Below are 23010 nucleotides of genomic sequence, written 5' to 3' on the forward strand. Positions count from 1 at the left end.
GCCTTCAGGCCTTGCGGCCTTCAGGCCTTGCGGCCTTCAGGCCTTGCGGCCTTCAGGCCTTGCGGCCTTCAGGCCTTGCGGCCTTCAGGCCTTGCGGCCTTCAGGCCTTGCGGCCTTCAGGCCTTGCGGCCTTCAGGCCTTCCAGACGGCAGCTGGCCTGGTGCCGGAGGCCGTCAGCGGGAGACGGTCCCCGCTGCCTCTGCCTTGGCGGCGCTGCGCCGGCGGACCAGCACGGCGCTTCCGGCCAATGCCATGAGGGTCAGGCCACCCGCGGCAGCGAGCACCGTTCCGTCGGGGGCAGTGTCTGCGGCCAGTGCTCCGGGAACAGCGCTGGGGGCGCTCTCCATGCCGGCGATAGTCTGCGTGGCCAGGGCCAGATTGCCTTCCTCAAGGGATCCCCACGCATAGACGATCGTGTGGACACCTTCAGGAAGCGTGAGATCGGCCGGGCCGATCACCGGCTCCGTGGTGCCTGCGGCGGCAACGGAAGCCGAGATTGTTCCGGCGTCGACCGGGAGGGTCTTCTCCTCGGGGTTGGCCAGATTCGTGATCACCGGAGTGCCGTTGGCCAGGACATCGACCGCCGGAGCGGCCGCGACGTGGCGGACAGTCAGGTGGGCCTTGCCCGCCGCGATGGTGGACGTATCGTTGGTGTACACATTCGCCGTCGGGGTGCCGTCCGCACTCAGATTGGCGACAGCGGTGAAGTTGCCGCCAGCCGTAAGGTTGGCCGAGACCGGGCCGATGATGGGGGCGGAAGCATCAGCGGCATCCGCTGCGGTAATCGCCAGCTCGTAGCTTCCGGCCGGCAGGGGCAGGGGTCCGGCCATGGAGCCCGGAGTGAAATCGTCAAGGGTCAGGGCACCGTTGACGTACACGTCCACGGTGGTGCCGGGAACCGCATGGAGAACTGAGAGCTGGGCGTCATCCGCAGCTGATGCTGCGGGAGCCGCTGCGAGTCCTGCTCCGGCTGCCAGTCCTGCTGCGGCGAATAGTGTGGCGGTCCTGCGCATGGCTTTCTCCTCTGGTTTTTGCCGGTCTGAGGTCCGGCTTTGTTGTGGTCTACATCTCCTTTACTTCCGGGCACCCGTATTTGGATGCAGCAGCATCGAAATATTTTCCTCCGGCCTTCTTGCCTGCCCGTCCGGGGTTCCGCCAGAGAGCAGGACGATGCGGCGAATCCGCCTGCGGTTGGAGGAGGTGAAGCCGTGGCAGCCTTCCGGACGCAGGGCAGCAAAGCCCCAGCGGTGGCAGCCGTCCTGCGGCCTGGGCCGGCAGGTGCGTAGTATCATCGATTGGTCTGCCCTCGTAGCTCAATGGATAGAGCAACGGCCTTCTAATCCGTAGGTTGCGCGTTCGAGTCGCGCCGGGGGCACGCCTTGAAGCCTCCCGCCCGGCAACGCCGTGGCTGGAGGCTTCAGTTTTAAGGTCTCAAGGCGGCGGGCAATGCCCCGCGCGGCAACTTGTCCTCCCCAGCCGTGTACAGGGGACTGCTGACTCGCCCCCATCCACATTGCGGCTGCTGCCGCGCAAGGGCCCCGCCCCGGACCAGCACACTGGCTGAACCGGCCAACCGTGCCGGCATCATTCCGGCGTTGGGTACCGGCGCCGACAGCAGCAGAAGGGGAAACCCATGAATGACACCATTACCCTCCGCGGTTTTGTTGCAACTGAGATCCGGACCACCACGGCAGAGAGTGGCCTGGCGATAGCCGGTTTCCGGATGTGCACCACAGAGAGGCGATTCGACCGGGAAACGAGTCTCTGGGCAGACGGGCATACGAACTGGTACTCCGTCTCAATGTTCCGGCAGCTGGCGACCAACGCCGGCGTGAGCATCCACAAAGGGGACCGCGTCATCGTTACCGGCCGGCTCCGCGTCCGGCAGTGGGCCACTGAAGGCGGACGCAGTGGAACGTCCGTTGATATCGACGCGGATTCGATCGGGCACGATCTGATGTGGGGAACGGCCAATTTCCGCAGAAATGTCAGCGCCGCCTCGTCGCTCCGGGATGTCCCCGGCGACAGTGCAGGGGACATGCCCGGTGACGTGGACCCGGAGACCGGGGAGCTGCTGACAGCAGGAACCGATGACTTCAGTGGGGGATTGGGCACCAGCCTCGGATTCAGTCCGGACGGTGTTGAAGCAGCAGAAGGGAGCGAGCCCGCACCCGCTTACTGAGCTTCAGCTGCCGGGGACAACTGCACAACCGCACCCGCAGAGGGGACCCGGGGCGCCTCTCTCCGGCTCTTCGAGCACCCGGTGCATGGCAGAATGACGGGGTGAATGCACAGAGGCAGGCAGCGGAGTCCGGGTTTGCGGGGATGGCGTCCCCGGTCCGGACAGGTTCGGACATCCGAATTCGCAGGCAGATGGGGCTTGCAGGCGCGGCTGCGCTGGCGTTTCTGGTGCTGGGGCTGTCCGGCTGCGCGGCTGCAGGGCCCGCCGCGGAAGGACAGCAGCCGATCCCGGCAAAATCCAGCAGCGGGGAAAGCGCAGCAGGTCCGGCCCGGGCCTGGATTCCTGAAGCCGATGCCGTGCAGACACAGCTCGAGGCTCTCGCCGCACAGGCTCCTTCGCCCTCCCGGAACGCCGTCCGGGAGGCCTACGCAGCTGCGGGGTTCAGCCCCGACGCAGTCGAGGTATCCCAGGACATCACCCCCACCGGGCTCGCCGTGGACTCCATCGTCGCAGGGGCCCCGGTGGCCGGGCAGTGCGTGCTTGGAGAAGTTCGCAGCGGAAGCGCTACGGTGACAGTGGTTCCGGCGCTTTCAAGCGGTCAGTGCCTCATCGGAGACGACAGATAGGTCCCGGCTTTCGGGGCCGAGGGACGTTGAAGGAGCAGCGAGCCCAGGTTTCCGGGGATCCGCCTGCCGATCCGGGCTGTGGACCAAATGGCACTTAGTGGCATCGACACACTAGCCTGAGAACATGGCGGAATTTATCTACACGATGACCAAGGCCCGAAAGGCCGTTGGCGACAAAGTTATTCTCGACGACGTAAGCATGTCCTTCTACCCCGGCGCCAAGATCGGCGTGGTGGGGCCTAACGGTGCCGGTAAGTCCACCATCCTCAAGATCATGGCCGGACTGGATACCCCTTCCAACGGTGAGGCCCGGCTCAGTGCTGGATACTCCGTGGGCATCCTGCTCCAGGAACCGCCGCTGAATGAGGAAAAGACCGTACTCGGCAACGTCCAGGAGGGCGTTGGCGAGATCTACGCAAAGATCCAGCGCTTCAACGAAATTTCCGAGGCAATGTCGGAGCCCGATGCGGACTTCGACAGCCTGCTGGAGGAAATGGGCAAGCTGCAGGAGGCCATTGACGCTGCCGATGCCTGGGACATTGATTCCCAGCTCGAACAGGCCATGGATGCCCTGCGGTGCCCGCCGGCCGACGCCGACGTTACCCTCCTTTCGGGTGGTGAGCGGCGCCGCGTCGCGCTGTGCAAGCTTCTGCTGCAGAAGCCTGACCTCCTGCTCCTCGATGAGCCCACCAACCACTTGGACGCGGAGAGCGTGCTTTGGCTCGAGCAGCACCTGTCCGCCTACCATGGCGCCGTCCTGGCCGTGACCCACGACCGGTACTTCCTGGACCACGTGGCCCAGTGGATCGCCGAAGTAGACCGCGGACACCTCTACCCGTACGAGGGTAACTACTCCACCTATTTGGAGAAGAAGCGCGCGCGCCTCGAAGTGCAGGGCAAAAAAGACCAGAAGCTGGCCAAGCGCCTCACGGAGGAACTGGACTGGGTCCGCTCCAACGCCAAGGGCCGCCAGACCAAGTCCAAGGCCCGCCTGGCCCGGTATGAGGAGATGGCTGCCGAAGCAGACCGCACCCGCAAGCTGGACTTCGAGGAGATTCAGATCCCGCCGGGCCCGCGCCTGGGTTCGCTGGTGCTGGAAGCCAAAAACCTGCAAAAGGGTTTCGGCGACCGCAAGCTGATTGACGGCCTGTCCTTCTCGTTGCCGCGCAACGGCATTGTTGGCGTGATCGGCCCGAACGGTGTGGGTAAGTCCACGCTCTTCAAGACGATCGTTGGTATGGAAGAGCTCGACGGCGGAGAGCTCAAGATCGGTGACTCCGTCAAGATTTCCTATGTGGATCAGTCACGCGGCGGAATCGATCCGGAGAAGAGCCTGTGGGAGGTTGTCTCCGACGGACACGACTGGATTCAGGTCGGACAGGTCGAAATGCCGTCCCGCGCCTACGTCTCCGCGTTCGGGTTCAAGGGGCCGGACCAGCAGAAGAAGGCAGGTGTGCTCTCCGGTGGTGAGCGTAACCGCCTGAACCTGGCCATGACCCTGAAGCAGGGCGGAAACCTGCTGCTGCTCGATGAGCCCACTAACGACCTCGACGTGGAAACGCTCTCCAGCCTGGAGAACGCACTCCTGGAGTTCCCGGGCTGCGCCGTCGTCGTATCGCACGACCGCTGGTTCCTGGACCGCGTGGCAACCCACATCCTTGCGTGGGAAGGCACCGACGAGAATCCCGGCAACTGGTACTGGTTCGAAGGCAACTTTGAGTCCTACGAGGAAAACAAGGTGGAGCGGCTGGGCGCTGATGCAGCCAAGCCGCACCGCGTGACGCACCGCCGCCTGACCCGCGACTAGCACGCACGAAAGTAAAACGCCCCCGTCGCTGACGGGGGCGTTTTGCTTGCCGGGAAGGCCGGAGGCGAGGCTTTTAGGCTTCGGCAGATTCCGGCAGCCGGATCATGCCCTCCTGCGCGATCGTGGCGACAAGCTGGCCTGCTCGGTTGAAGATCCTGCCCGTGGACAGGCCGCGGGCGCCGGAAGCGCTGGGGGACTCCTGGACGTAGAGCATCCATTCATCAACACGCACCGGCCGGTGCCACCACATGGCATGGTCCAGGCTCGCCACCGACATGCCGGGGGTGGCCCAGGAGACGCCGTGGCGGCGGAGGACAGGCTCCAGGATAGTGTAATCGGTGGCATAGGCCAGGGCGGCCCGGTGCAGGTTCTGGTCATCGGGCATGGGACCGAAAGTCTTCATCCAGACAGCGTTGCGTGCCGTCCGGTGAGGGTCGGTTTCGAAGTACACGGGCTTGTCCACATGGCGGATGTCCATGGGCCGGTAATAGGACCAGGCCTTGGCCACCGGATGGTCGAAGGACGCCAGCAGATCCGCCGTCGTTGGCAGGCTCTCAGGATCCGGAACGCCCTCCGGCATAGGTTCCTGGTGGGCGAGCCCTTCGTCCGGAACCTGGAAGGAGGCAATCAGGGAGAGGATGGGCACGCCGTTCTGGTAGGCGTGGGTGCGGCGGGCAGAGAAGGACCTGCCGTCGCGGAGCCGCTCCACTCCGAAAGTGATCGGCACTTCGGTGTCACCCGGACGGAGGAAGTAGCCGTGCATGGAGTGCATCAGCCTGTCGGTCGGAACTGTCCGGGCGGCGGCCACGAGCGACTGTCCAAGGACCTGCCCGCCGAAGACCCGCTTGCGCGGCTCGTGCTGGGAACCGCCGACGAAGATGTCCTCGTCGGTCTTTGCCCCGCCCGCATTGCTGAGATCCAGAAGGTCAATCAGCGCGGCCGTCGGATCAAAGTTGTCGGCTGATGCCATGGGTAGTTGCTCCTTGAAGGCAGTTTCTGAGGCTGTGAAGGTACCGGTCCCGGCACGGGGACCCATCTTTGAGATTAGACGTACCTGCGGTCAAGGCCCAACATTCGCAGCCGCGGCGGTGGAGGGGGCTGCGGCCACGGACGGTGAGGCCCGCTTTCGTGCTTGCCTGAACCTTCCTGAGAAGATGGATGCCATGGCTATCCACCGCTTTCCCATCCAGCTGCGCTTTGGCGACGAGGACTCCAACGGTCACGTCAACAATGTCCGGTACGTTCAGTTCCTCGAGGAAGCCAGGGTCCGCCTGTCGCTTCTGCCGCTGCCGGGCGCCGGTGCGGACGGCGGGCCGCAGAACTTCCGGTCGCTGACGGCCCAGGCCGGGGTGACACTGGTGGCACGGCAGGAGATCGAATACCGCACGCCGCTGACCTACCGGCAGGAGCCGGTCTGGATCGAGATCTGGGTCACCAGGATCGGTGGAGCAAGCCTCGCCTACGGGTTTCGGCTCACCGACGCCGACGCCGGCGGCGGAACAGTCTTCGCCCTTGCCGAAGCGGACATGGTGATGGTCAGCCGGGAAACCGGAGCGCCCCTGGCCCTCTCCGCCCGGCAGCGGGAGATCCTGGAAGGATGGCGGGATGGGCCCGTCCCGTTCCGGCGCGCCGCTGCCGCTGCCGGGGCGGTGAACTGATGCCGGCGCAGAACCTCGTGCTGGGCGATCCCCAGGTCAGGGCAGATTTGAAGAACTTTGTGTCCAGGGCACGCAGTGCCGACGACGGCGCAATCCGGCTGCAGGCGGTTGGAAACACCCTGGCTGCGTATGTCTGTGTGCTGCGCCCACGCGTCCTGGGCGAAGGGATGCCCACCATCCTCGGCATGCGTGCCATGCCGCTGGCCGAACCGGCCGAGCTGGACACCACGGTAGCCCTCGCGGCAGTCGCAGACAGGCTTGCGCGGATGGCGGAAACAGACACGCAGCTGCCCGTGCCTCCCATGACGGTCTCTGAGAGCTGGGCCGGTATCGCCGCCCCGCGGAGCGGCTGGCAGCGGGAGGCAGACGTGCCCGTTGCCCTGCTGGAGCAGACAGCGCACCGGGGCATCCTGGAAGTAGCCGCCAGGCTGCCCGGCCAGCCCGGCGCCGCCGTCGTCAGCAGCGTCCGGGGGCCGGTGTGGAACGAAACGATCCCCGGCCTCGGGGCGCCGCTGCCGACAGGTGCAGCCTTTGCGGCATTGACCCTGGGGTTCCTTCCGCAATCCGCCGGAGCCGCCACGGCCGCATTGTTCAGCAACGGCAGATGGCTGCGGCTTTCCACCGAACGTGGTCACATCCTGGTGCGTCCGCCGTCACTCCTGTTCTAGGCCGGAGAGCCGGTTACGCGGAGTTCACCATGGAGTGCGCAGCGCGGTCCAGATAATCCCAAAGCGTCGCCTCGTGCAGGGGAGCAAGTTCCAGCGAGTCGACAGCGGCGCGCATGTGCCTAAGCCACGCATCCCGTGCAGCAGGTGTTACCTGGAACGGCATGTGCCGCATCCGCAGCCGCGGATGCCCGCGCTGCTCGCCGTAGGTCTTGGGCCCGCCCCAGTACTGTTCCAGGAACATCAGCAGCCGCTCCTTCGCCGGCCCGAGGTCCTCCTCGGGGTACATGGGCCGCATCAGCGGATCCTCCGCTACGCCCTCGTAGAAGACATCCACCAATTTCACGAAGGTGTCATGGCCGCCGACCGCCTCGTAGAAGTTGTACTCCGGCTGGGAAAAGCCGGTGCCGGGATTGGCTGACGTCAACGGCAGAGATGCCGGGCGCTGGGGTTGTTCGCTCACTTCATGTCCTCTTCCTTGGCCGTCCCGGCCGGTGCGCTGCTGAGTTCCGCAGCAGCCGGGTCCACAAACCGTCCCTGGGAACGGTTGCCAACCTTGGCGAACTCGCCGTTGCGGATGTACCAGATCACTCCCCGCTCATCGACGATCCGGGTGATCCTGATGCCCACGGACTGGACGGTGCCGGTGGTGTCACCGACTTCGATGACGTCGCCGATACCGTACTGGTCTTCCATGGTGATGAAGAGCCCGGCCAGCGCGTCGCGGATGATTTCCCGCGCACCGAAGCCCAATGCGATGCCGACGATTCCCACGCTGGCCAGCAGGGGAGCGATATCGATGCCGACCGCGCCGAGGACCATGATGACAACGATCGTCCAGATCGCCACGGAGACGGAGCTGCGCAGCAAGGCGCCAATGGTGTCAGCGCGCTGAGCCCGCCGCTTGGAATCGAGGTTCCGCATGACCGGCTGGGCCCAGCGGAGCCGGCCGGTTCGGAACAGCGCCGATCCCCTCTGCGCCCGCGCAACGACCTTGGAAATCAGGTAGCGGGCAATGAGCCAGGCCACGAGGCCGACCAGGAGAATAATTCCTGCTTCCAGAAGCCCGGAGAAATCGAACTCGCTTACGTCAATGGCTGCAGGTTCTACGGTTGCGGGAAAGTGCACGGGTGGGCGCCGTCCTTTGAAATCGGGGAGGGGGTGTAGTCCCCAGATTACCCGTTCCCGCTAAGGTTCAATCGAGGCTTCGTGCCGGACGGGGAAGTTTACGCTGCGGGCGATGAAGCACACCCGGTTCGCTTCTTCGTGCAGGGTGTTTGCCAGCTCAGCATCTCCGGAGGCGATGCGGACCCGGGGCCGCAGCAGCACGGAGGTAAATTCCCCGCTGCCGTCGCGGTTGAGCCGGAGCGTTCCTTCCGCATCGTCTTCGTAGGAAATCACGCTGATTCCGTGCTTCACTGCCACGTGCAGGTAGGAGAGCATATGGCACTGGGACAGCGCCGAGAGCAGGAGCTGCTCCGGGTTCCACCGGTCCCGGTCGCCGTGAAACGTTGGGTCGGCGGTCCCGGCCAGATCGGGCAGCCCCGGGGCACGCAGCACATGGTCGCGCCCGTAGCCGCGGTAGGTCTGCGTGCCGGTGCCGCGGTTGCCGGTCCATTCCAGGGAGACACCGTAGCGGTGTTCAGAGAGATTCACAGCTCCAAACTACCGTGCGGGGTCCGTGGGCGGGACAGGCAGCCGCGGCACCGTGTTTAACCTTTCGGGCCAACAGGCCGGTCTTAGCGGTCTGCGGCCTGCGCCCTCAGCGCGCGGACGACGCCGTCGCGGCTTTCCAGCAGCAGCCTGCGGAGAGCCGGTGCTTCCTCCCCGAGGGAGTCCAGGAAAGCATCGGTGCGGTCCACCGTTTCCTGGGTGGTCAGGCGGGAGGGGTAGAGCCCGACGACGATCTGCTGCGCGATCTCGTGGGTGCGGGAGCCCCATACCTCGCGGAGGGAATCGAAGTAGCGGTCTGCGTAGGGCTCCAGCAGGGACGTGTCATGGACCCGGCTGAACCCGCCGATCGCTGCGCGCTGGGCTGCGTTGGGCAAGTCGGAACGGACCACAATGGTGTCCCAGGCAGCCGCCTTGGCTTCGGCGGTGGGCAAAGCCGCGCGGGCTCCGGCAGCCGCGAGCTGACCGGTGGCGGTTGCGTCACGTTCGAGTTCTGCTGCGATATCAGGTTCGCCCATCCGCCCTCCGGCCACCAACGCTGTGAGCAGCTCCCAGCGCAGGTCGGAACCTACCTCCAGCCCGTCCAGCGTGAGGTCGCCGGAGAGGAGGGATGCCACCGTATCAAGCTGCTCAGGGGATTCCGCGTGGGAGGCAAAGGCCTTGACGAACTGGAGCTGTGAATCCGATCCGGGGGCTGCTTCACGGCTGAGGTCCCACAGGCTGTCCGCGGCGGCAGCGGTCATCGCCTGCCGGTCAACGGGTGCCACGTAGAACGTAAGCGTGGTGGCAAGCTGCCGCAGCAGCACCTGCACTACCGAGGAATCTGATTCAGAGGCGATGTTCTGCAGGACCAGTTCAACATAGTTGCGGGCGGGGATTTCGCCGTCGCGCGCTGCGTCCCATGCGGAGGCCCACACCAGGGTGCGGGGCAGGGAATCGGCGATGTCGCGCAGCCTGCGGGTGGCCAGGCGCCAGGAAACGTCGTCGAGCCGGATCTTGGCGTAGGCCAGGTCGTCGTCGTTCAGCAGCAGCAGGTCCGGGCGGGCACGTCCGGCCAGTTCAGGCACCTCGGTGCGTTCGCCGTCGACGTCAAGTTCAATGCGGTGGCTGCGGCGCAGCTTTCCATCTTCGTCCGCATCATAGAACCCAATGGCCAGACGGTGCGGGCGAAGCGTGGGGTACTCCGCGACGGCGGTCTGCCGGACCGCGAAGGAGGTGATGACGCCGTCGCCGTCCACCTCCAGCTCCGGGCGCAGGGTGTTGACCCCGGCCGTCTCGAGCCACTTGGCAGACCATTCGCCGAGGTCCCGGCCGCTGGCCGCCTCAAGTTCGGAGAGGAGATCGGAGAGCTCGGTATTGGCCCAGGAGTGCTTTCCAAAGTACTCGCGAACACCCTGCATGAATTTATCCTGGCCAACCCAGGCCACCAGCTGCTTCAGGACGGAAGCGCCCTTGGCATAGGTGATGCCGTCGAAATTCACCAGGACGTCTTCGAGATCGCGGATCTCAGCGACGATGGGGTGCGTGGTGGGCAGCTGGTCCTGCCGGTAGGCCCAGGCCTTTTCCATTGACGCGAACGTGGTCCACGCCTGTTTGAACTCGGTAGCCTCCGCCGCTGCCAGCGCGGACATGAACTCGGCGAAGGACTCGTTGAGCCAAAGGTCGTTCCACCAGCGCATGGTCACCAGGTCCCCGAACCACATGTGGGCGAGCTCATGGAGGATCGTGATGGCGCGCCGCTCCACCGTGGCATCCGGAACGCGGGAGCGGAAGACATAGCTTTCCAGGAAGGTGACTGCCCCGGCGTTCTCCATGGCTCCGGCGTTGAATTCCGGCACAAACAGCTGGTCGTACTTCTCGAAGGGGTAAGGCGTGCCGAACTGGGCTTCGTAGAAGGCAAAGCCCTGCCGGGTGAGTTCGAAGATGTTCTCGGCGTCGAGGAATTCCATCAGGGAGCGGCGGGCGAACACACCAAGCGGAATGGTTCGCCCGTCGGAGCTGGTGAGCTCGGACCGGACGGACTGGTAGGGGCCGGCGATCAGGGCGGTGATGTAGGAAGAGATCCGCGGAGTCGGCTCGAAGGACCAGGTCGCGCGCGGGTGCTCGTTGTCTGCGGCGTCGGCCGCAACCGGCTCGGGGGTGGGGGAGTTGGAGATGACGTCCCAGTGGGCCGGGGCCGTGACGGTGAACCGGAAGGTGGCCTTGAGATCAGGCTGCTCGAAGACGGCGAATACGCGCCGTGAATCCGGGACCTCGAACTGTGAGTAGAGGTAAACCTCGTTATCCACCGGGTCCACGAAGCGGTGCAGGCCCTCACCGGTGTTCATATAGAACGCCTCGGCTTCCACCACCAGTTCATTGGACGCGGCAAGATCGGGCAGCTGGATACGCACCCCGTCAGAAACGGTTTCAGGATCCAGGCTGACGCCGTTAAGCGTGATCCGGTGAACGTTCGCCGTGACGGCGTCGATGAAAGTGGAGGCGCCCTGGGCCGCGGAGAACCGCACCACGGTTGTGCTTCCGAAGACTTCGTCGCCACGGGTCAGATCCAGGTTGATGTCGTATGACTCGACATCGATCAGTTCTGCCCGGACACGTGCTTCAGTGCGGGTGAGATTCATACCTGGCAAGGTAGAGCCTTTCGAAGTGGAGAGTGCAGCCGCCGGTCCTTCTGGAACCCGGCGGCGTCAAGTGAACAATTGCAACATTCTCTCACTCTTCGACGCAACAGGTGGAAGCAAGGATATGGCTAGCGGCCGGTCCGTGGCTTGCTTTACGGAAGTCAGCGCGCGCCTGCAATGCGGAGATTCGTCCAAGTCTCGCCAAGCTTTTGGACCGTTCCCCAGCGCCCTGACCCCAGTATTGCGTAGTTATACAGGTCGCCCTTTTTGCTGCGGGCTACCAGACTCATCCCGCCGTTGCCCGTGAGATCCGTTCCAACCGAAATGCTGTTCATGCTGTCCCAGCCGGAGCCGATTGTCTGGGCTCCTTGAATGAAATAGCCGCCCACCGTGCGCCGGTAGAAACGCATGTCACCGTTGGGGGCAGCTGCAAGTACATCGCTAATGCCGTCCCCGTCCCAATCAAGCACCTGGATGCGCAAACCAGACCAGCCAACTCCCACAATGCCGCCGCCTTGCAGCAGGGAAACACCATCAACATTGACGTAACTGCGGAGATTGCCCATTGCATCTATCCCAAGAATTCCGGGCAATCCGTTGGCCGGACGGTCCAATGAAATTGTCAGGCCTCCCCATCCCACGCCTACGGTCCGGGACGAGGCGAATCCGCCAGTCGCTGCTCCATAGAAAACGGTCAGAGTGCCTTCCTCCCACTGGACTAGGACATCCATCACGCCGTCCCTGTTCCAATCAACCGTGTGAAAGGACTGCACGGCGTGGAAACCCTCACCGATTCTTACCGGTTTGTCCAAGACCCCATTCAGTTTGGCGGCGTATCGCTGAAGGTATCCCCCTGTAAGGGTGACGATGTCTGCTGCAGCAATTGATGGACCCGGCCCCGGGGCACGCTGCGTGCCGAGAGGGAGGAAGCCGTTCCAGCCGGTGCCGGCAGTCCAGGATCCCGACCAGCCGGTGCCGTTGGAGTTGTAATAGGCGAGCTTGCCGTCGGTGAACGTTGCCAGCAATCCACGGCTACCCTTGCCGTTAAAATCAACTGCAGCCCTAATGCTCGTCGCATTGTGCCAGCCGACCCCGATCTGGACCTGCGCTCCGGCAGCCCCGGCCGAGGTCCTTTTCCTGGAGACAAGGGTCCCGTTATTCATCGTGGACACGAGTTCTGGGACGCCGTCTTTATTCATGTCCGTAATTGCGAAATTCTTTGGGTCGTATCCAGTGGCAATGACGGAACCGGGAGATAGGTAGCCGCCGGACCTATTGCGGTAGGACCACGCCCGCCCGCGAGTGTCCACCGCGATCACGCCGGGCAGGGAATCGCCGGCAGCCCACTTGCCAACCGTAATGCGGAGGCCTGACCAGCCTTCCCCGATGGTGGCGGGACCGCTGAAGCCACCCGTCTTGTAGCCGTAGTAGACATTGAGCGTCCCGCCGGAGGTCTGGGCCACCAGGTCCAGAACGCCGTCACCGTTCCAATCGACGGAATGAGCTGAGACGGTTCCTGACCATCCGGTACCGATCTGACGAGTCCCCGAGAACCCTCCGCTGGCATTGGACCGGTAGTTCACCAGGTTTCCCGACGGATCGATGGCCACGAGGTCCGCTACGGACGGAATCGAAGGCTCCGTGCCGATTGTCACCGAGGCGGAGTCCGCAGTTACCGAGTTGATCCTGATGATCGTCCCCGTATGGGTTGTGAAGGTCTGCCCCGCCTGCCACGCATGGTTGGTGTTGTAGTAACCGGCGAAGGGACGGGTGGACGGTGGAATGATGAGGGAGAAGACGGACCACGTGTTGACTGCGTCAGCCTTGACGATTTTGACGCCGCGGTTGCCTGCAGGCCCCCACTGAAGATACTGGTCGTAGCCAGCCGGCTGGCGCAGTTCCAGGTAGTACACCTCACCGGATACGGGGTCGGTGAACTTCACCGCGCGGTTCGTGCCCGACCCGCCCCACGGGCGGAGAGTATAGGTTTTGGAGCCGGAGATCCGGCCGGCGTTCAGAACCTCGTTGCCGTTGCCGAACTTGCCGACATCCCAGAAATACGAGTTGATCACCGGCTGGTTGTACTGGGCCGAGCCCATCAGATCCGTGGTGTCGCCGTATTCCCGGCTGCTGCAGGCTCCGTCGCTCCAGCGCCCGTTCGCGGCCCGGCTGACGTCTGACCTCCCGTTGGTGCACTGCAGGCTATTGGCATGCAGCAGCCCGAGCACATGCCCCACTTCGTGGGTGACAACGTTGTTGGTGAAGGCGGACGGAGCGGGCATCAGGATCCGGCCCGCAGTACCACCGACGGTCCAGCCGCCTCCGAGAATGCCGCCGTAGCCGCCGGATTTCAGATCCGCAGTCGGCACGAACACCACCAGCGCGGTGTAGGGGTTATCCACCCACTTCAGCTCACGGGCAATCTTGTTCATCATGGTGGCGTAGTCGTCGTTGGCATATGCCGAGGCACTGTAATGCACCTTCTCCGACGCGATCGACATGGATAGCCGGTTATTGGACATGGCACGCCAGTAGGAACTGGCACTCGAAATGGAGTTCCTCGCGGCAGTCAAATCCACCAGGTTCCCGTTGCCGTGCACTGTGGCCCGGACGAGAGTCACCTTGATGTTTCCAGCCCTGGCCACTGCCGAGAGCATACTGGCCGGATCCTCCGCGCTTCGGGCAGACGGTGCGTGCTCATTCTCCCCGGATTCGACGGCAGGGTGAACGCTTCCGTCCGCTTCGGTAATCAGCGGCGAATCCGGTCCCGGAACCACATGGCCCTCACCTACGGGAACATATTCGTACCCGTCATCCTCCGCTTCGCCGGAACTCTCGCCGGACTCTGACGGGACGGCTTCCACCGGAGGAAGGGAAACCTCAGGTGAGGGCAGAACCGTCGCTTCGGGGGCTGTATCCGGGTCGCTGACTGCCGAGGGCAAGGACTGCAGCGGTGCTGACTGATCCTGCGCAGGTGCCGGTTCGCTACCCGGTGCTTCGGCCGCCGGGGACACTGTCTCCTGAACCGGCTGCTCCGCTGCTGCGGCCGGCGGCACCAGGCTGCCCAGCGTCAGCGCGGACAGCAGCGTCGCAAGTAGGGCGAGTTTTCCGGTTTTCATGGCGGTCCTTGCATAGCGGGTTAAATCCGGGTCCGGGCGCAGTGGTCAGGCCGGGGCTTTCCACCTACCGGAGGAAAGCCCATTTCCAGCGAAACCACCTGCACCCTCCGCTATCGGCCGTCATCGCGTCAGCGTTACCGGTTTCGAAGACACAGCGGCAAAAAAGCTAGGCTTGATGTGGCAGTCCCGCCAACGTCCTTCCAATGAACGGAAACCAATGCGCGTCCACATCGCAACCGACCATGCCGGACTCGAACTTTCAGCACACCTGCAGGAGCACCTCGCCGCCAAGGGCTACGACGTCGTAGACCACGGACCCCGGGAGTATGACGCGGAAGACGATTACCCGGCCTTCTGCATTAATGCGGCAGCCGCCGTCGTCGTGGATCAGGAGTCGGGTGTCAGCGCCTTGGGCATTGTTCTGGGCGGGTCGGGCAACGGCGAACAGATCGCTGCGAACAAGGTCCGGGGTGTCAGGGCGGCGCTGGCCTGGAACCTGGACACGGCACGGCTGGCACGCCAGCACAATGACGCGAACGTCGTGGCGGTGGGCGGACGCCAGCATTCCCTGGCCGAGGCAACGGAAATCATTGACGCGTTCCTGGAAGAACCCTTCAGCGAGGCAGAACGGCACATCCGCCGCATCGCGCAGATCGCTGAGTACGAGGTCACCGGCAGCATCGCCGCAAGCTGATGCCCGAAGGTCATTCCATTCACCGCCTCGCCCGGCAGTTCACCTCGGTGTTTGCCGGGCAGCAGCTCTCCGTTTCCAGCCCCCAGGGCAGGTTCGCCGCTGGTGCGGCACGGCTGGATGGACAGGTCCTGGTGGGTGCCACGGCCCACGGCAAGCAGCTGTTCCTGGAATTCGACAATGAACTCTTCCTGCGGATCCACCTGGGACTCTATGGTGCCTTCGACTTCGGCGGGGACCAGACCTTCCGCGGTGCCTCCAGCATCGGCGCCCCGCGCCGGGTGGGGGAGCGGGAGGTGGCTGACGACGGCGGCGGCGGTGACACCTACGCTGGTCCGCCGCCGCCCAAGGGCGCCGTCCGGGTCCGGCTGGTCTCCGGACACGGCTGGGCGGACCTCCGCGGTCCGACAGCCTGCGAGGTCATCACGCCCGGGGAGCAGCGGGCTGCCTTGGCAAAGCTGGGGCCGGATCCGCTGCAGCCGGAGGCAGATTCCGATGAATTCGTGCGGCGTCTGACTGCGCGGGCCTCTCCTGTTGGCCTGCTGCTGATGAACCAGGAGGTGCTTGCCGGCGTCGGCAACGTCTACCGGGCCGAAGTCCTGTTCCGCCAGCAGGTCTCTCCGTGGCGGACGGGGAAAACCCTGCGCCGGGACCAGGCACTGGATTTATGGAACGATGTTGTCTCGGTCATGGCCGACGGCGTCGCTGCGGGCCGGATTATTACGACCCGGCCGGAGCACCGGAATGATGACTCCGCGCCGGTTCCCGCAGCGGAAGCCCACTATGTCTACAAACGCCAGGGCCTGCCTTGCCGGATCTGCGGCACGGAGGTTGCCATGACTGAGATGGCTGCGCGGAAACTGTACTGGTGCGTGTCCTGCCAGGAACGGTAGGACGCCTGCATGCAAAAAAATCCCGGCACACCCTTGAGCTCTCGCTCAATCAGGTGGTCCGGGACCTTTTTCTGGTTTTTATTTGGAGGGGATGACGGGAATCGAACCCGCGTAATCAGTTTGGAAGACTGAGGCTCTACCATTGAGCTACATCCCCGGCGCCGTAAGGCAGGATTTACTTTACACGGCTTTTCGGTGGATGAATAATCGGTGGCGTCACCACCGGTATCAGGCGTTCAACATGGGGTTCGGCATCCCGGAATTGTGCATCGGACTTGCAATGCCGGTAGGCTGTCAGGTGCACTGACGGGGTGTAGCTCAGCTTGGAAGAGCGCCTGCTTTGGGAGCAGGAAGTCGCAGGTTCAAATCCTGTCACCCCGACTCTGTATAAACGACGGTGCAGATCAACCCCAGACCCCTCAGGAGAACTAACGCTGTGAAGAGCGCTGTAGAAAACCTCACACCCACGCGGGTAAAGCTCAACGTTGAAGTTCCGCTTGAGGAACTGAAGCCGAGCATCGACGAGGCCTACAAGACCATCGCCACCCAGGTGCAGGTCCCGGGCTTCCGCAAGGGCAAGGTCCCCAACCAGCTCATCGATCAGCGCGTTGGCCGTGGCTACGTCCTGGAAACCGCCATCAATGACGGCCTCAACGGCTTCTACCAGGCAGCTGTCCAGGAAACGGGCATCCGTCCGCTCAGCCGCCCCGAGGTGGAAATCAGCGAAGTACCGGATCCCACTTCCGATGAGGGCCAGCTGGTCTTCAACGTCGAGCTGGACATCCGCCCCGAGATCGAGCTCCCGGACTACGCCGGCATCGAGGTCACCGTCGAGGCCGCAGAAGCCGGCGACGCCGACATCGAGAAGGCACTGGATGAACTGCGCGGCCGCTTTGGCACGCTGAAGTCCGTCGACCGCCCGGCCGCCGAGAACGATTTCCTCACCATGGACCTGGTTGCCAAGGTTGACGGCGAAGAGGTCGATTCGGCCGCAGACCTGTCCTACCAGGTTGGTGCCGGAACCATGCTCGAGGGCATGGACGAGGCTGTCACCGGTCTGTCCACGGATGAGTCCGCTACCTTCAACACCAAGCTGGCCGGCGGCGAGCACGCAGGGTCCGACGCCGAGGTCACCGTCACCGTCAAGGCCGTCAAGGAGCGCGAACTCCCCGAAGCCAACGACGATTTCGCCCAGCTCGCCAGCGAATTCGACACCATCGCTGAACTCCGCGAAGACCTGGCCAAGCGCGCTGCTGAGTCCAAGGTCATGGAGCAGGGCGTCGAAGCCCGCGACAAGGTTCTGGAAAAGCTCCTGGAAATGGTCGAGGTTCCGGTTCCGGAATCCGTCATCGAAGAGCAGCTTGAGCAGCACTTCAACTCTGACTCCGAGCACGCCGCAGGCGAGGACCACGACACGGAAGAACACCGTGCCGAGATCCGCACCAACACGGAGCAGGCCTTCAAGAACGAAATCATCCTTGACGCAGTAGCGGACAAGGAAGAGGTCGGAGTCAACCAGAACGAGCTCATCGACTACATCGTCTCCATGGCCAGCCAGTACGGCATGGATCCGAACCAGTTCGCCCAGCTGATCGACCAGGGTGGCCAGGTTCCGATGATGGTTGGCGAAGTCCGCCGCCGCAAGGCACTCGCCAAGGTCCTCGAACTCGCCAAGGTCACCGACACCACCGGTGCCGAGGTCGACCTCAGCGCATTCGTCCGCCCGGAAGGTGAAGAAGCAGCAGCAGAAGCCGCCGATTCCGCCGAGGCCGCCGAAGAAACCACCGAGGACAAGGCTTAGCCTTCCCTCCGCCGGGCTGTCCGGCAGTCCACGAAGCACCGCAGCACTGGCTGCGGTGCTTCGTGCTTTAACGCGCAGGCCGGAGGGGGGCTGGCGCTGCCTGCTCGCCACGGAGCCACCGTGCGCCGTCAGCGAACAGCGCGCGTAACGGGAGCAAAAGCCGCATCGGAGAGGTTAGTGTCCAAGGAGAGATAAACGGCGGACGCCGGCCCGGTGCACAGCGGGCCCGTTTTACCGCCAGAGCGAGAGGTCACTCAGTATGGCAAATGCACCCAGCACACCCACTATGGCTACTGTGGACCCGGCCAGCCGGGATGACTACATCTACAACCGGCTGCTGAAGGAACGGATCATCTGGCTCGGCTCGGAAGTCCGGGACGATAACGCCAACGCGATCTGCTCCCAGCTCCTGCTCCTCTCCGCCGAGGACCCCGAAAAGGACATCTTCCTCTACATCAACTCTCCCGGCGGGTCCGTGACTGCCGGCATGGCGATCTACGACACGATGCAGTTCATCCCGAACGACGTCGTCACGGTCGCTACCGGCCTGGCCGCCTCCATGGGCCAGTTCCTGCTCTCCTCCGGCACCAAGGGCAAGCGCTACGCCACCCCGCACGCACGGATCCTGATGCACCAGCCCTCCGGCGGCATCGGCGGCACCGCATCGGACATCCGCATCCAGGCCGAACTGATCCTGCACATGAAGCAGGTCATGGCCGAGCTCACCGCCGAGCAGACCGGCCAGAGCGTGGAGACGATCCTGAAGGACAATGACCGCGACAAGTGGTTCACCGCAGAAGAGGGCCTTGCCTACGGCTTCTTCGACAAGATCTCGGCCCACGCCGGCGGCGTTACCGGCGGCGGCGGAACCAACCAGGAGCAGGGCGAGCAGGAATAACCCCCGCTTCCGCCCAGCGCATCTCAGACTTCAGGAGTAAAGCAATGAACCACAATTTCGGAACCCCCGGCAGCACGGCATCGCAGATGCCGTCCAGCCGCTACGTACTGCCCCAGTTCGAAGAGCGCACGCCGTACGGCTTCAAGCGCCAGGACCCGTACACCAAGCTCTTCGAAGACCGCATCATCTTCCTGGGCGTCCAGGTTGACGACGCATCGGCCGATGACGTCATGGCTCAGCTGCTGGTGCTGGAATCCACTGACCCGGACCGGGACATTACCCTGTACATCAACTCTCCCGGCGGATCGTTCACGGCCATGACGGCCATCTACGACACCATGCAGTACATCCGGCCGGAGATCCAGACCGTCTGCCTGGGCCAGGCAGCCAGCGCCGCCGCCGTCCTGCTGGCCGCCGGTACGCCGGGCAAGCGGCTGGCCCTTCCGAACGCACGTGTCCTGATCCACCAGCCGGCCCTTGGCGGCGGGGAGCGCGGGCAGGCCTCCGACCTGGAAATCCAGGCAGCAGAGGTCATGCGCATGCGCACCTGGCTGGAGGACACCCTGGCACTGCACTCGAACAAGACGTCCGAGGAAGTGAACCGGGATATCGAGCGCGATAAGATCCTCACCGCGGCCGGCGCCCTGGAATACGGTCTGATCGACCAGGTGCTCGACTCCCGCAAGATCAAGACCCCGGCAATCAACAAGGCCTGATAAGGGTTAGCGGCACCGTTTCGGCCGGACCACCGGCGGCGCGGCACCAGCCCTCCGGGCTGCACCGAGGAAGCCCGTGGCGCGGAAAAACCGCACCACGGGCTTCTGGGTTGCTGATTACCTCACCCAAGTGTCCTAGAGTGGAACATGGTTGACTGGCACGCTTTTCCTTCCGGCACGTCATTCGTACGAGAACCGCTGACGAAGGACCATCTAAAGGGGACAGAATTATGGCTCGCATTGGTGAGAGCGCAGATCTGCTCAAGTGCTCTTTCTGCGGAAAGAGCCAGAAGCAGGTGCGCAAGCTCATTGCCGGCCCCGGCGTCTACATCTGCGATGAGTGCATCGAACTCTGCAATGAAATCATCGAGGAAGAACTCTCCGAAGTAGCCGAGGGTGATTCCTTCGTCCTGCCCAAGCCCCGAGAGATTTTCGACTCGCTGCAGGAGTACGTGATCGGCCAGGAACCGGCCAAGCGCTCCCTCGCCGTCGCCGTGTACAACCACTACAAGCGCATCCAGTCGGGTCACGCCAGCCGTGGCCCCGGCAACCTCGCCGATGCCGTCGGCACTGAAGACGTGGAGATCGGCAAGTCGAACATCCTGCTGATCGGCCCCACCGGCTGCGGCAAGACCTACCTGGCCCAAACCCTGGCCCGCCGGCTGAACGTGCCGTTCGCCGTCGCTGATGCCACGGCCCTGACCGAAGCAGGCTACGTCGGTGAGGATGTGGAGAACATCCTGCTCAAGCTCATCCAAGCCGCGGACTACGACGTCAAAAAGGCCGAGCAGGGAATTATCTACATCGATGAGATCGACAAGATCTCGCGGAAGAGTGAAAACCCGTCCATCACACGGGATGTCTCCGGCGAAGGCGTGCAGCAGGCGCTGCTGAAGATCCTGGAAGGTACCGTCGCCTCGGTTCCGCCGCAGGGCGGGCGGAAACATCCGCACCAGGAATTCATCCAGATCGACACGACCAACGTGCTCTTTATTGTGGCCGGTGCCTTCGCAGGCCTGGAAGAAATCATCGGTTCGCGTTCCGGCCGGAAGGGTATCGGCTTCGGTGCGCCCCTGAATGAAGCCAGTAAGGGTACCGATTCCTACGCGGAGGTGATGCCGGAGGACCTGCTGAAGTTCGGGCTCATCCCCGAATTCATCGGGCGGCTGCCGGTCATCACCACCGTCTCCAACCTGGACCGCACCGCGCTGATCCAGATCCTCACGGAACCCAAGAACTCCCTGGTCAAGCAGTTCCAGAAGATGTTCCAGCTGGACGGCATCGAACTGGCCTTCGATCCCGAAGCGCTAGAGGCCATCGCGGATCAGGCACTGGAGCGGGGCACCGGAGCCCGCGGCCTGCGCGCCATCCTCGAAGAGGTGCTCCTGCCGGTCATGTTCGACCTGCCGAGCCGTGAGGACATTGCCCGCGTCGTCATCAGCCGCGAAGCGGTGACGGAGAAGGCAGAACCCACCCTGATATCCCATGACGTGATCGCCAAGCGGAGGAACAAGTCCGCCTAGCGCCGCCCGCGCCTGCCACCGCTAAACCATGAACACCGTTCCTAGGAGTGTCTACGTGCCCGAAAATACTGCGACAGCCGACTTTTGGTTCGACCCGACCTGCCCGTTCGCCTGGATCACTTCCCGCTGGATGGGCGAAGTCGAAAAGGTCCGCGATGTGCGGACCGAGTGGCACGTTATGAGCCTTTCCGTTCTCAACGAGGGCCGCGACCTGCCGGAGGCCTACCGGAAGCGCATTGACCGGGCCTGGGGTCCGGTACGCGTGATCATTGCTGCCGCTGAGCTGCATGGAACCGAATACATCAAGAAGCTCTACGATGCGATGGGCACCCGGATCCACGAACAGGGCATCAGCGACTATGACGAAGTGATCGCCAAATCCCTGGCTGAAGTAGCCCTGCCCGCGGATCTGGCCGCCTTTGCTGCAAGCGACGAGTACGATGCCCAGCTCCGTGCTTCACACCAGGAAGCGATCGAGAAGGTGGGCGACGACGTCGGAACCCCCGTGGTGGCGTTCAACGGTACCGCGTTCTTCGGCCCGGTCCTCACCCGCATTCCGCGCGGGGAGGACGCTGGCAAGATGTTCGACGGCGCCCTGCTGCTGGCTTCGAACCCGCACTTCTTTGAAATCAAGCGCAGCCGCACCGAGGACCCTGCCTTCGATTAGTCCCGTCTCACGAGCCCGGGCGGGATTCCTCACGGATGATCTCGGCTATCCGGGTGTAACCCAGCCGCACCGCGTTCTCCAGGGCCGTCCGCCCCTGGGGATCGCGGATGCCTGGGTCGGCCCCTGCTGCCAGGAGCTGCCGGACAACGTCCTGCTGGCGGGGACCGCCGTTGTTGAGCAGGATCGCCTCCTGCAGGGCCGTCCAGCCCAGGTTGTTGACGTGGTTCACCGGCACACCGGCGCCTAGCAGGATCCGCACCGTCTCGGTGTGGCCGTGTTCGCTCGCAGGAATCAGCGCGGTCCCGCCGTAGCGGTTGGTGCTGGCCACGTCAGCTCCCGCCGCGAGAGTCAGCTGCAGGACCTCGTTGAAGCCTTCCGCCCCGGCATAGAGGAACGCCGAATCCTGCAGCGAATCCTTGGCATTAACATCAGCTCCGGCGGCGATGAGCTCGGAGGTCCGGGCGGCGTCGTTCGCCTTGGCCGCCCGGATAAGCTCTGCGTCCAAAACAGCCTGCTGCCCGGGGACAGAACCGGCGCCGGTCCTGGCGCCGGTCCTGTGGTAGGTCCGGACGGCGCTGGTCCGGTGGGCGCTGGACGAGTTGGTGCAGGCCAGGCCGGGGCCGGCGTTGGTTCGGGTGCTGCGGATGCGCTGCCTTCTGCTTCCACTTCCTGCGTCCCGGCCGATTCCGGCTGTGATGAGCGCGGTTGCGGTGTGCCCTGGCTGCAGGCCGAAACCGCGATCAGTAACGTGAGCACGGCGCCGCAGAACAGGAGGAGCGTCCGGGTGTTCCTGTTGAAGGACATTACGCTCCTATTTCTCGATGCCGTTCCCGCCGGCGCCGGCGGCAGCCCCGGCGATGGTTTCGGCTCCGGCTGCCGCGCAGGCTTCATCCAGCATGCCATCCGGGGCACCTCCCACGCCGATGCCGGCAACGGAAACCCCGTCAACTTTCAGCGGCACTCCGCCGGCCAGGAACAGCGTCCCCGGCAGGTCGGCGATGCCGGGACCGCTGCCGGTCACCCGCTGGGACAGCTCGCTGGTCGGCGCTCCGAAGGCGGCGGCGGTGTAGGCCTTCTGCTGGGCAGCTTCGATGGTGTGTTCTGCGGCGTTGTCCCCGCGGAGGAGGGCCTGCACCGTGCCGAAACGGTCCACCAGCGCCACCGTCACGAAGGGCAGCTTCCCGGCCACGCAGCTGCTCAGCGCTGCCTGGACCGCGGCTGCCGAGGCCTCGGCGGTGATGCGGTTCTGGGCAACCGTCGTCTCCGGAGCGGGCTGAATATCGACTACGGACACTTCTGCCGCGGCCGGCACCGCGGGTGCGGAGCCCGGGCCGGCGGCAGCGACGGGGGTGTTCACTGTGTTCGCTGCGGCCGTCAGCGCTCCGGTCAGCAACAACGCCCCGGCGGCGGCGGCGGTTGTGATCTTCGCTGATTTCTTCACGGGTTCTCCTCTATGGGGTGGGGCCGGTGCT

21 protein-coding genes and 3 tRNA genes are annotated in these 23010 nt (G+C 64.3%); 14 read left to right on the forward strand and 10 right to left on the reverse strand.

The genetic code is table 11. The features are described 5' to 3' along the window. Window positions 1–173: 173 nt before the first annotated feature. Entirely contained in the window at window positions 174–1013 is an 840-nt protein-coding gene (locus tag H9638_RS06265) for a DUF4397 domain-containing protein (protein WP_191746381.1), read from the reverse strand. A 289-nt stretch (window positions 1014–1302) separates the two neighbouring features. On the opposite strand from H9638_RS06265, the gene H9638_RS06270 reads away from it, so the two are divergent. The 4 genes from H9638_RS06270 to ettA all read left to right on the forward strand — a co-directional run bounded on the left by H9638_RS06270 (window position 1303) and on the right by ettA (window position 4615). Further along, window positions 1303–1375: transfer RNA gene (locus H9638_RS06270), tRNA-Arg, on the forward strand. Window positions 1376–1633: 258 nt separating this feature from the next. Next, complete coding sequence (locus H9638_RS06275) at window positions 1634–2182, forward strand: single-stranded DNA-binding protein (RefSeq protein WP_191746382.1); 549 nt, start codon at window positions 1634–1636, stop codon at window positions 2180–2182. 101 nt (window positions 2183–2283) lie between these two features. Continuing rightward, the gene (locus tag H9638_RS06280; protein WP_191746383.1) at window positions 2284–2808 is read left to right on the forward strand and encodes a DUF6993 domain-containing protein; all 525 of its coding nucleotides are present in this window, start codon (window positions 2284–2286) and stop codon (window positions 2806–2808) included. Between the two features lie 124 nt (window positions 2809–2932). After that, complete coding sequence (ettA, locus tag H9638_RS06285; protein WP_066297162.1) at window positions 2933–4615, forward strand: energy-dependent translational throttle protein EttA; 1683 nt, start codon at window positions 2933–2935, stop codon at window positions 4613–4615. A 73-nt stretch (window positions 4616–4688) separates the two neighbouring features. Here ettA and H9638_RS06290 read toward each other — a convergent pair whose 3' ends face one another. Further along, on the reverse strand, window positions 4689–5585 hold the full coding sequence (locus tag H9638_RS06290; RefSeq protein ID WP_191746384.1) for an acyl-CoA thioesterase: 897 nt from the start codon (window positions 5583–5585) through the stop codon (window positions 4689–4691). Between the two features lie 193 nt (window positions 5586–5778). On the opposite strand from H9638_RS06290, the gene H9638_RS06295 reads away from it, so the two are divergent. Together H9638_RS06295 and H9638_RS06300 are read left to right on the forward strand one after the other, a co-directional pair. Next, window positions 5779–6273, forward strand: coding sequence for an acyl-CoA thioesterase (locus H9638_RS06295; protein ID WP_191746385.1), 495 nt, complete (start codon window positions 5779–5781; stop codon window positions 6271–6273). Further along, window positions 6273–6941 carry a hypothetical protein gene (locus tag H9638_RS06300; RefSeq protein ID WP_191746386.1) on the forward strand — a complete coding sequence of 223 codons (669 nt, stop codon included), beginning with the start codon at window positions 6273–6275 and terminating at the stop codon, window positions 6939–6941. Before H9638_RS06295 ends, H9638_RS06300 begins: the two co-directional genes overlap by 1 nt. A 13-nt stretch (window positions 6942–6954) precedes the next feature. On the opposite strand, the gene H9638_RS06305 is transcribed toward H9638_RS06300, so the two are convergent. The 5 genes from H9638_RS06305 to H9638_RS06325 all read right to left on the reverse strand — a co-directional run bounded on the left by H9638_RS06305 (window position 6955) and on the right by H9638_RS06325 (window position 14349). Beyond that, window positions 6955–7371: a globin gene (locus H9638_RS06305; protein ID WP_318241827.1), complete on the reverse strand. Its 417-nt coding sequence runs from the start codon at window positions 7369–7371 to the stop codon at window positions 6955–6957. A 26-nt stretch (window positions 7372–7397) separates the two neighbouring features. Continuing rightward, complete coding sequence (locus H9638_RS06310) at window positions 7398–8066, reverse strand: mechanosensitive ion channel family protein (RefSeq protein WP_191746387.1); 669 nt, start codon at window positions 8064–8066, stop codon at window positions 7398–7400. 60 nt (window positions 8067–8126) lie between these two features. Next, on the reverse strand, window positions 8127–8594 hold the full coding sequence (locus H9638_RS06315) for an OsmC family protein (protein ID WP_191746388.1): 468 nt from the start codon (window positions 8592–8594) through the stop codon (window positions 8127–8129). An 83-nt stretch (window positions 8595–8677) separates the two neighbouring features. Further along, window positions 8678–11230: an aminopeptidase N gene (gene pepN, locus H9638_RS06320; protein WP_191746389.1), complete on the reverse strand. Its 2553-nt coding sequence runs from the start codon at window positions 11228–11230 to the stop codon at window positions 8678–8680. Between the two features lie 161 nt (window positions 11231–11391). Continuing rightward, the gene (locus H9638_RS06325) at window positions 11392–14349 is read right to left on the reverse strand and encodes a zinc-dependent metalloprotease family protein (protein ID WP_191746390.1); all 2958 of its coding nucleotides are present in this window, start codon (window positions 14347–14349) and stop codon (window positions 11392–11394) included. A gap of 217 nt (window positions 14350–14566) precedes the next feature. Here H9638_RS06325 and H9638_RS06330 point away from each other — a divergent pair, with 217 nt between their 5' ends. Then, the gene (locus H9638_RS06330) at window positions 14567–15043 is read left to right on the forward strand and encodes a ribose-5-phosphate isomerase (RefSeq protein WP_191746391.1); all 477 of its coding nucleotides are present in this window, start codon (window positions 14567–14569) and stop codon (window positions 15041–15043) included. Next, window positions 15043–15933 carry an Fpg/Nei family DNA glycosylase gene (locus H9638_RS06335; protein WP_191746392.1) on the forward strand — a complete coding sequence of 297 codons (891 nt, stop codon included), beginning with the start codon at window positions 15043–15045 and terminating at the stop codon, window positions 15931–15933. The genes H9638_RS06330 and H9638_RS06335 overlap by 1 nt, the downstream gene beginning before the upstream one ends. Before the next feature lie 83 nt (window positions 15934–16016). On the opposite strand, the gene H9638_RS06340 is transcribed toward H9638_RS06335, so the two are convergent. Continuing rightward, window positions 16017–16090: transfer RNA gene (locus H9638_RS06340), tRNA-Gly, on the reverse strand. Between the two features lie 150 nt (window positions 16091–16240). Between H9638_RS06340 and H9638_RS06345 the strand changes: the two genes are divergently transcribed. The 6 genes from H9638_RS06345 to H9638_RS06370 all read left to right on the forward strand — a co-directional run bounded on the left by H9638_RS06345 (window position 16241) and on the right by H9638_RS06370 (window position 21538). After that, a tRNA-Pro gene (locus H9638_RS06345) sits at window positions 16241–16314 on the forward strand. Between the two features lie 55 nt (window positions 16315–16369). Continuing rightward, a complete protein-coding gene (gene tig / locus H9638_RS06350) occupies window positions 16370–17734 on the forward strand; it encodes a trigger factor (protein ID WP_191746393.1) in 1365 nt (454 codons plus the stop codon). 286 nt (window positions 17735–18020) lie between these two features. Continuing rightward, window positions 18021–18632 (forward strand): ATP-dependent Clp protease proteolytic subunit, encoded by a 612-nt coding sequence (locus H9638_RS06355; protein WP_191746808.1) that lies wholly within the window; start codon window positions 18021–18023, stop codon window positions 18630–18632. A 44-nt stretch (window positions 18633–18676) separates the two neighbouring features. Continuing rightward, window positions 18677–19348 carry an ATP-dependent Clp protease proteolytic subunit gene (locus H9638_RS06360; protein WP_191746394.1) on the forward strand — a complete coding sequence of 224 codons (672 nt, stop codon included), beginning with the start codon at window positions 18677–18679 and terminating at the stop codon, window positions 19346–19348. Between the two features lie 230 nt (window positions 19349–19578). After that, window positions 19579–20871 carry an ATP-dependent Clp protease ATP-binding subunit ClpX gene (clpX, locus tag H9638_RS06365; protein WP_191746395.1) on the forward strand — a complete coding sequence of 431 codons (1293 nt, stop codon included), beginning with the start codon at window positions 19579–19581 and terminating at the stop codon, window positions 20869–20871. 28 nt (window positions 20872–20899) lie between these two features. Continuing rightward, window positions 20900–21538 carry a mycothiol-dependent nitroreductase Rv2466c family protein gene (locus tag H9638_RS06370; RefSeq protein WP_191746396.1) on the forward strand — a complete coding sequence of 213 codons (639 nt, stop codon included), beginning with the start codon at window positions 20900–20902 and terminating at the stop codon, window positions 21536–21538. A gap of 7 nt (window positions 21539–21545) precedes the next feature. Here the strand turns inward: H9638_RS06370 and H9638_RS06375 are convergent, their stop codons facing one another. After that, on the reverse strand, window positions 21546–22043 hold the full coding sequence (locus H9638_RS06375; protein WP_191746397.1) for an ankyrin repeat domain-containing protein: 498 nt from the start codon (window positions 22041–22043) through the stop codon (window positions 21546–21548). 306 nt (window positions 22044–22349) lie between these two features. Then, on the reverse strand, window positions 22350–22979 hold the full coding sequence (locus H9638_RS06380; RefSeq protein ID WP_191746398.1) for a GlcG/HbpS family heme-binding protein: 630 nt from the start codon (window positions 22977–22979) through the stop codon (window positions 22350–22352). Between the last annotated feature and the right edge of the window lie 31 nt (window positions 22980–23010).

It is taken from the genome of Arthrobacter pullicola, from assembly GCF_014836875.1.
Lineage (GTDB): Bacteria > Actinomycetota > Actinomycetes > Actinomycetales > Micrococcaceae > Arthrobacter_B > Arthrobacter_B pullicola.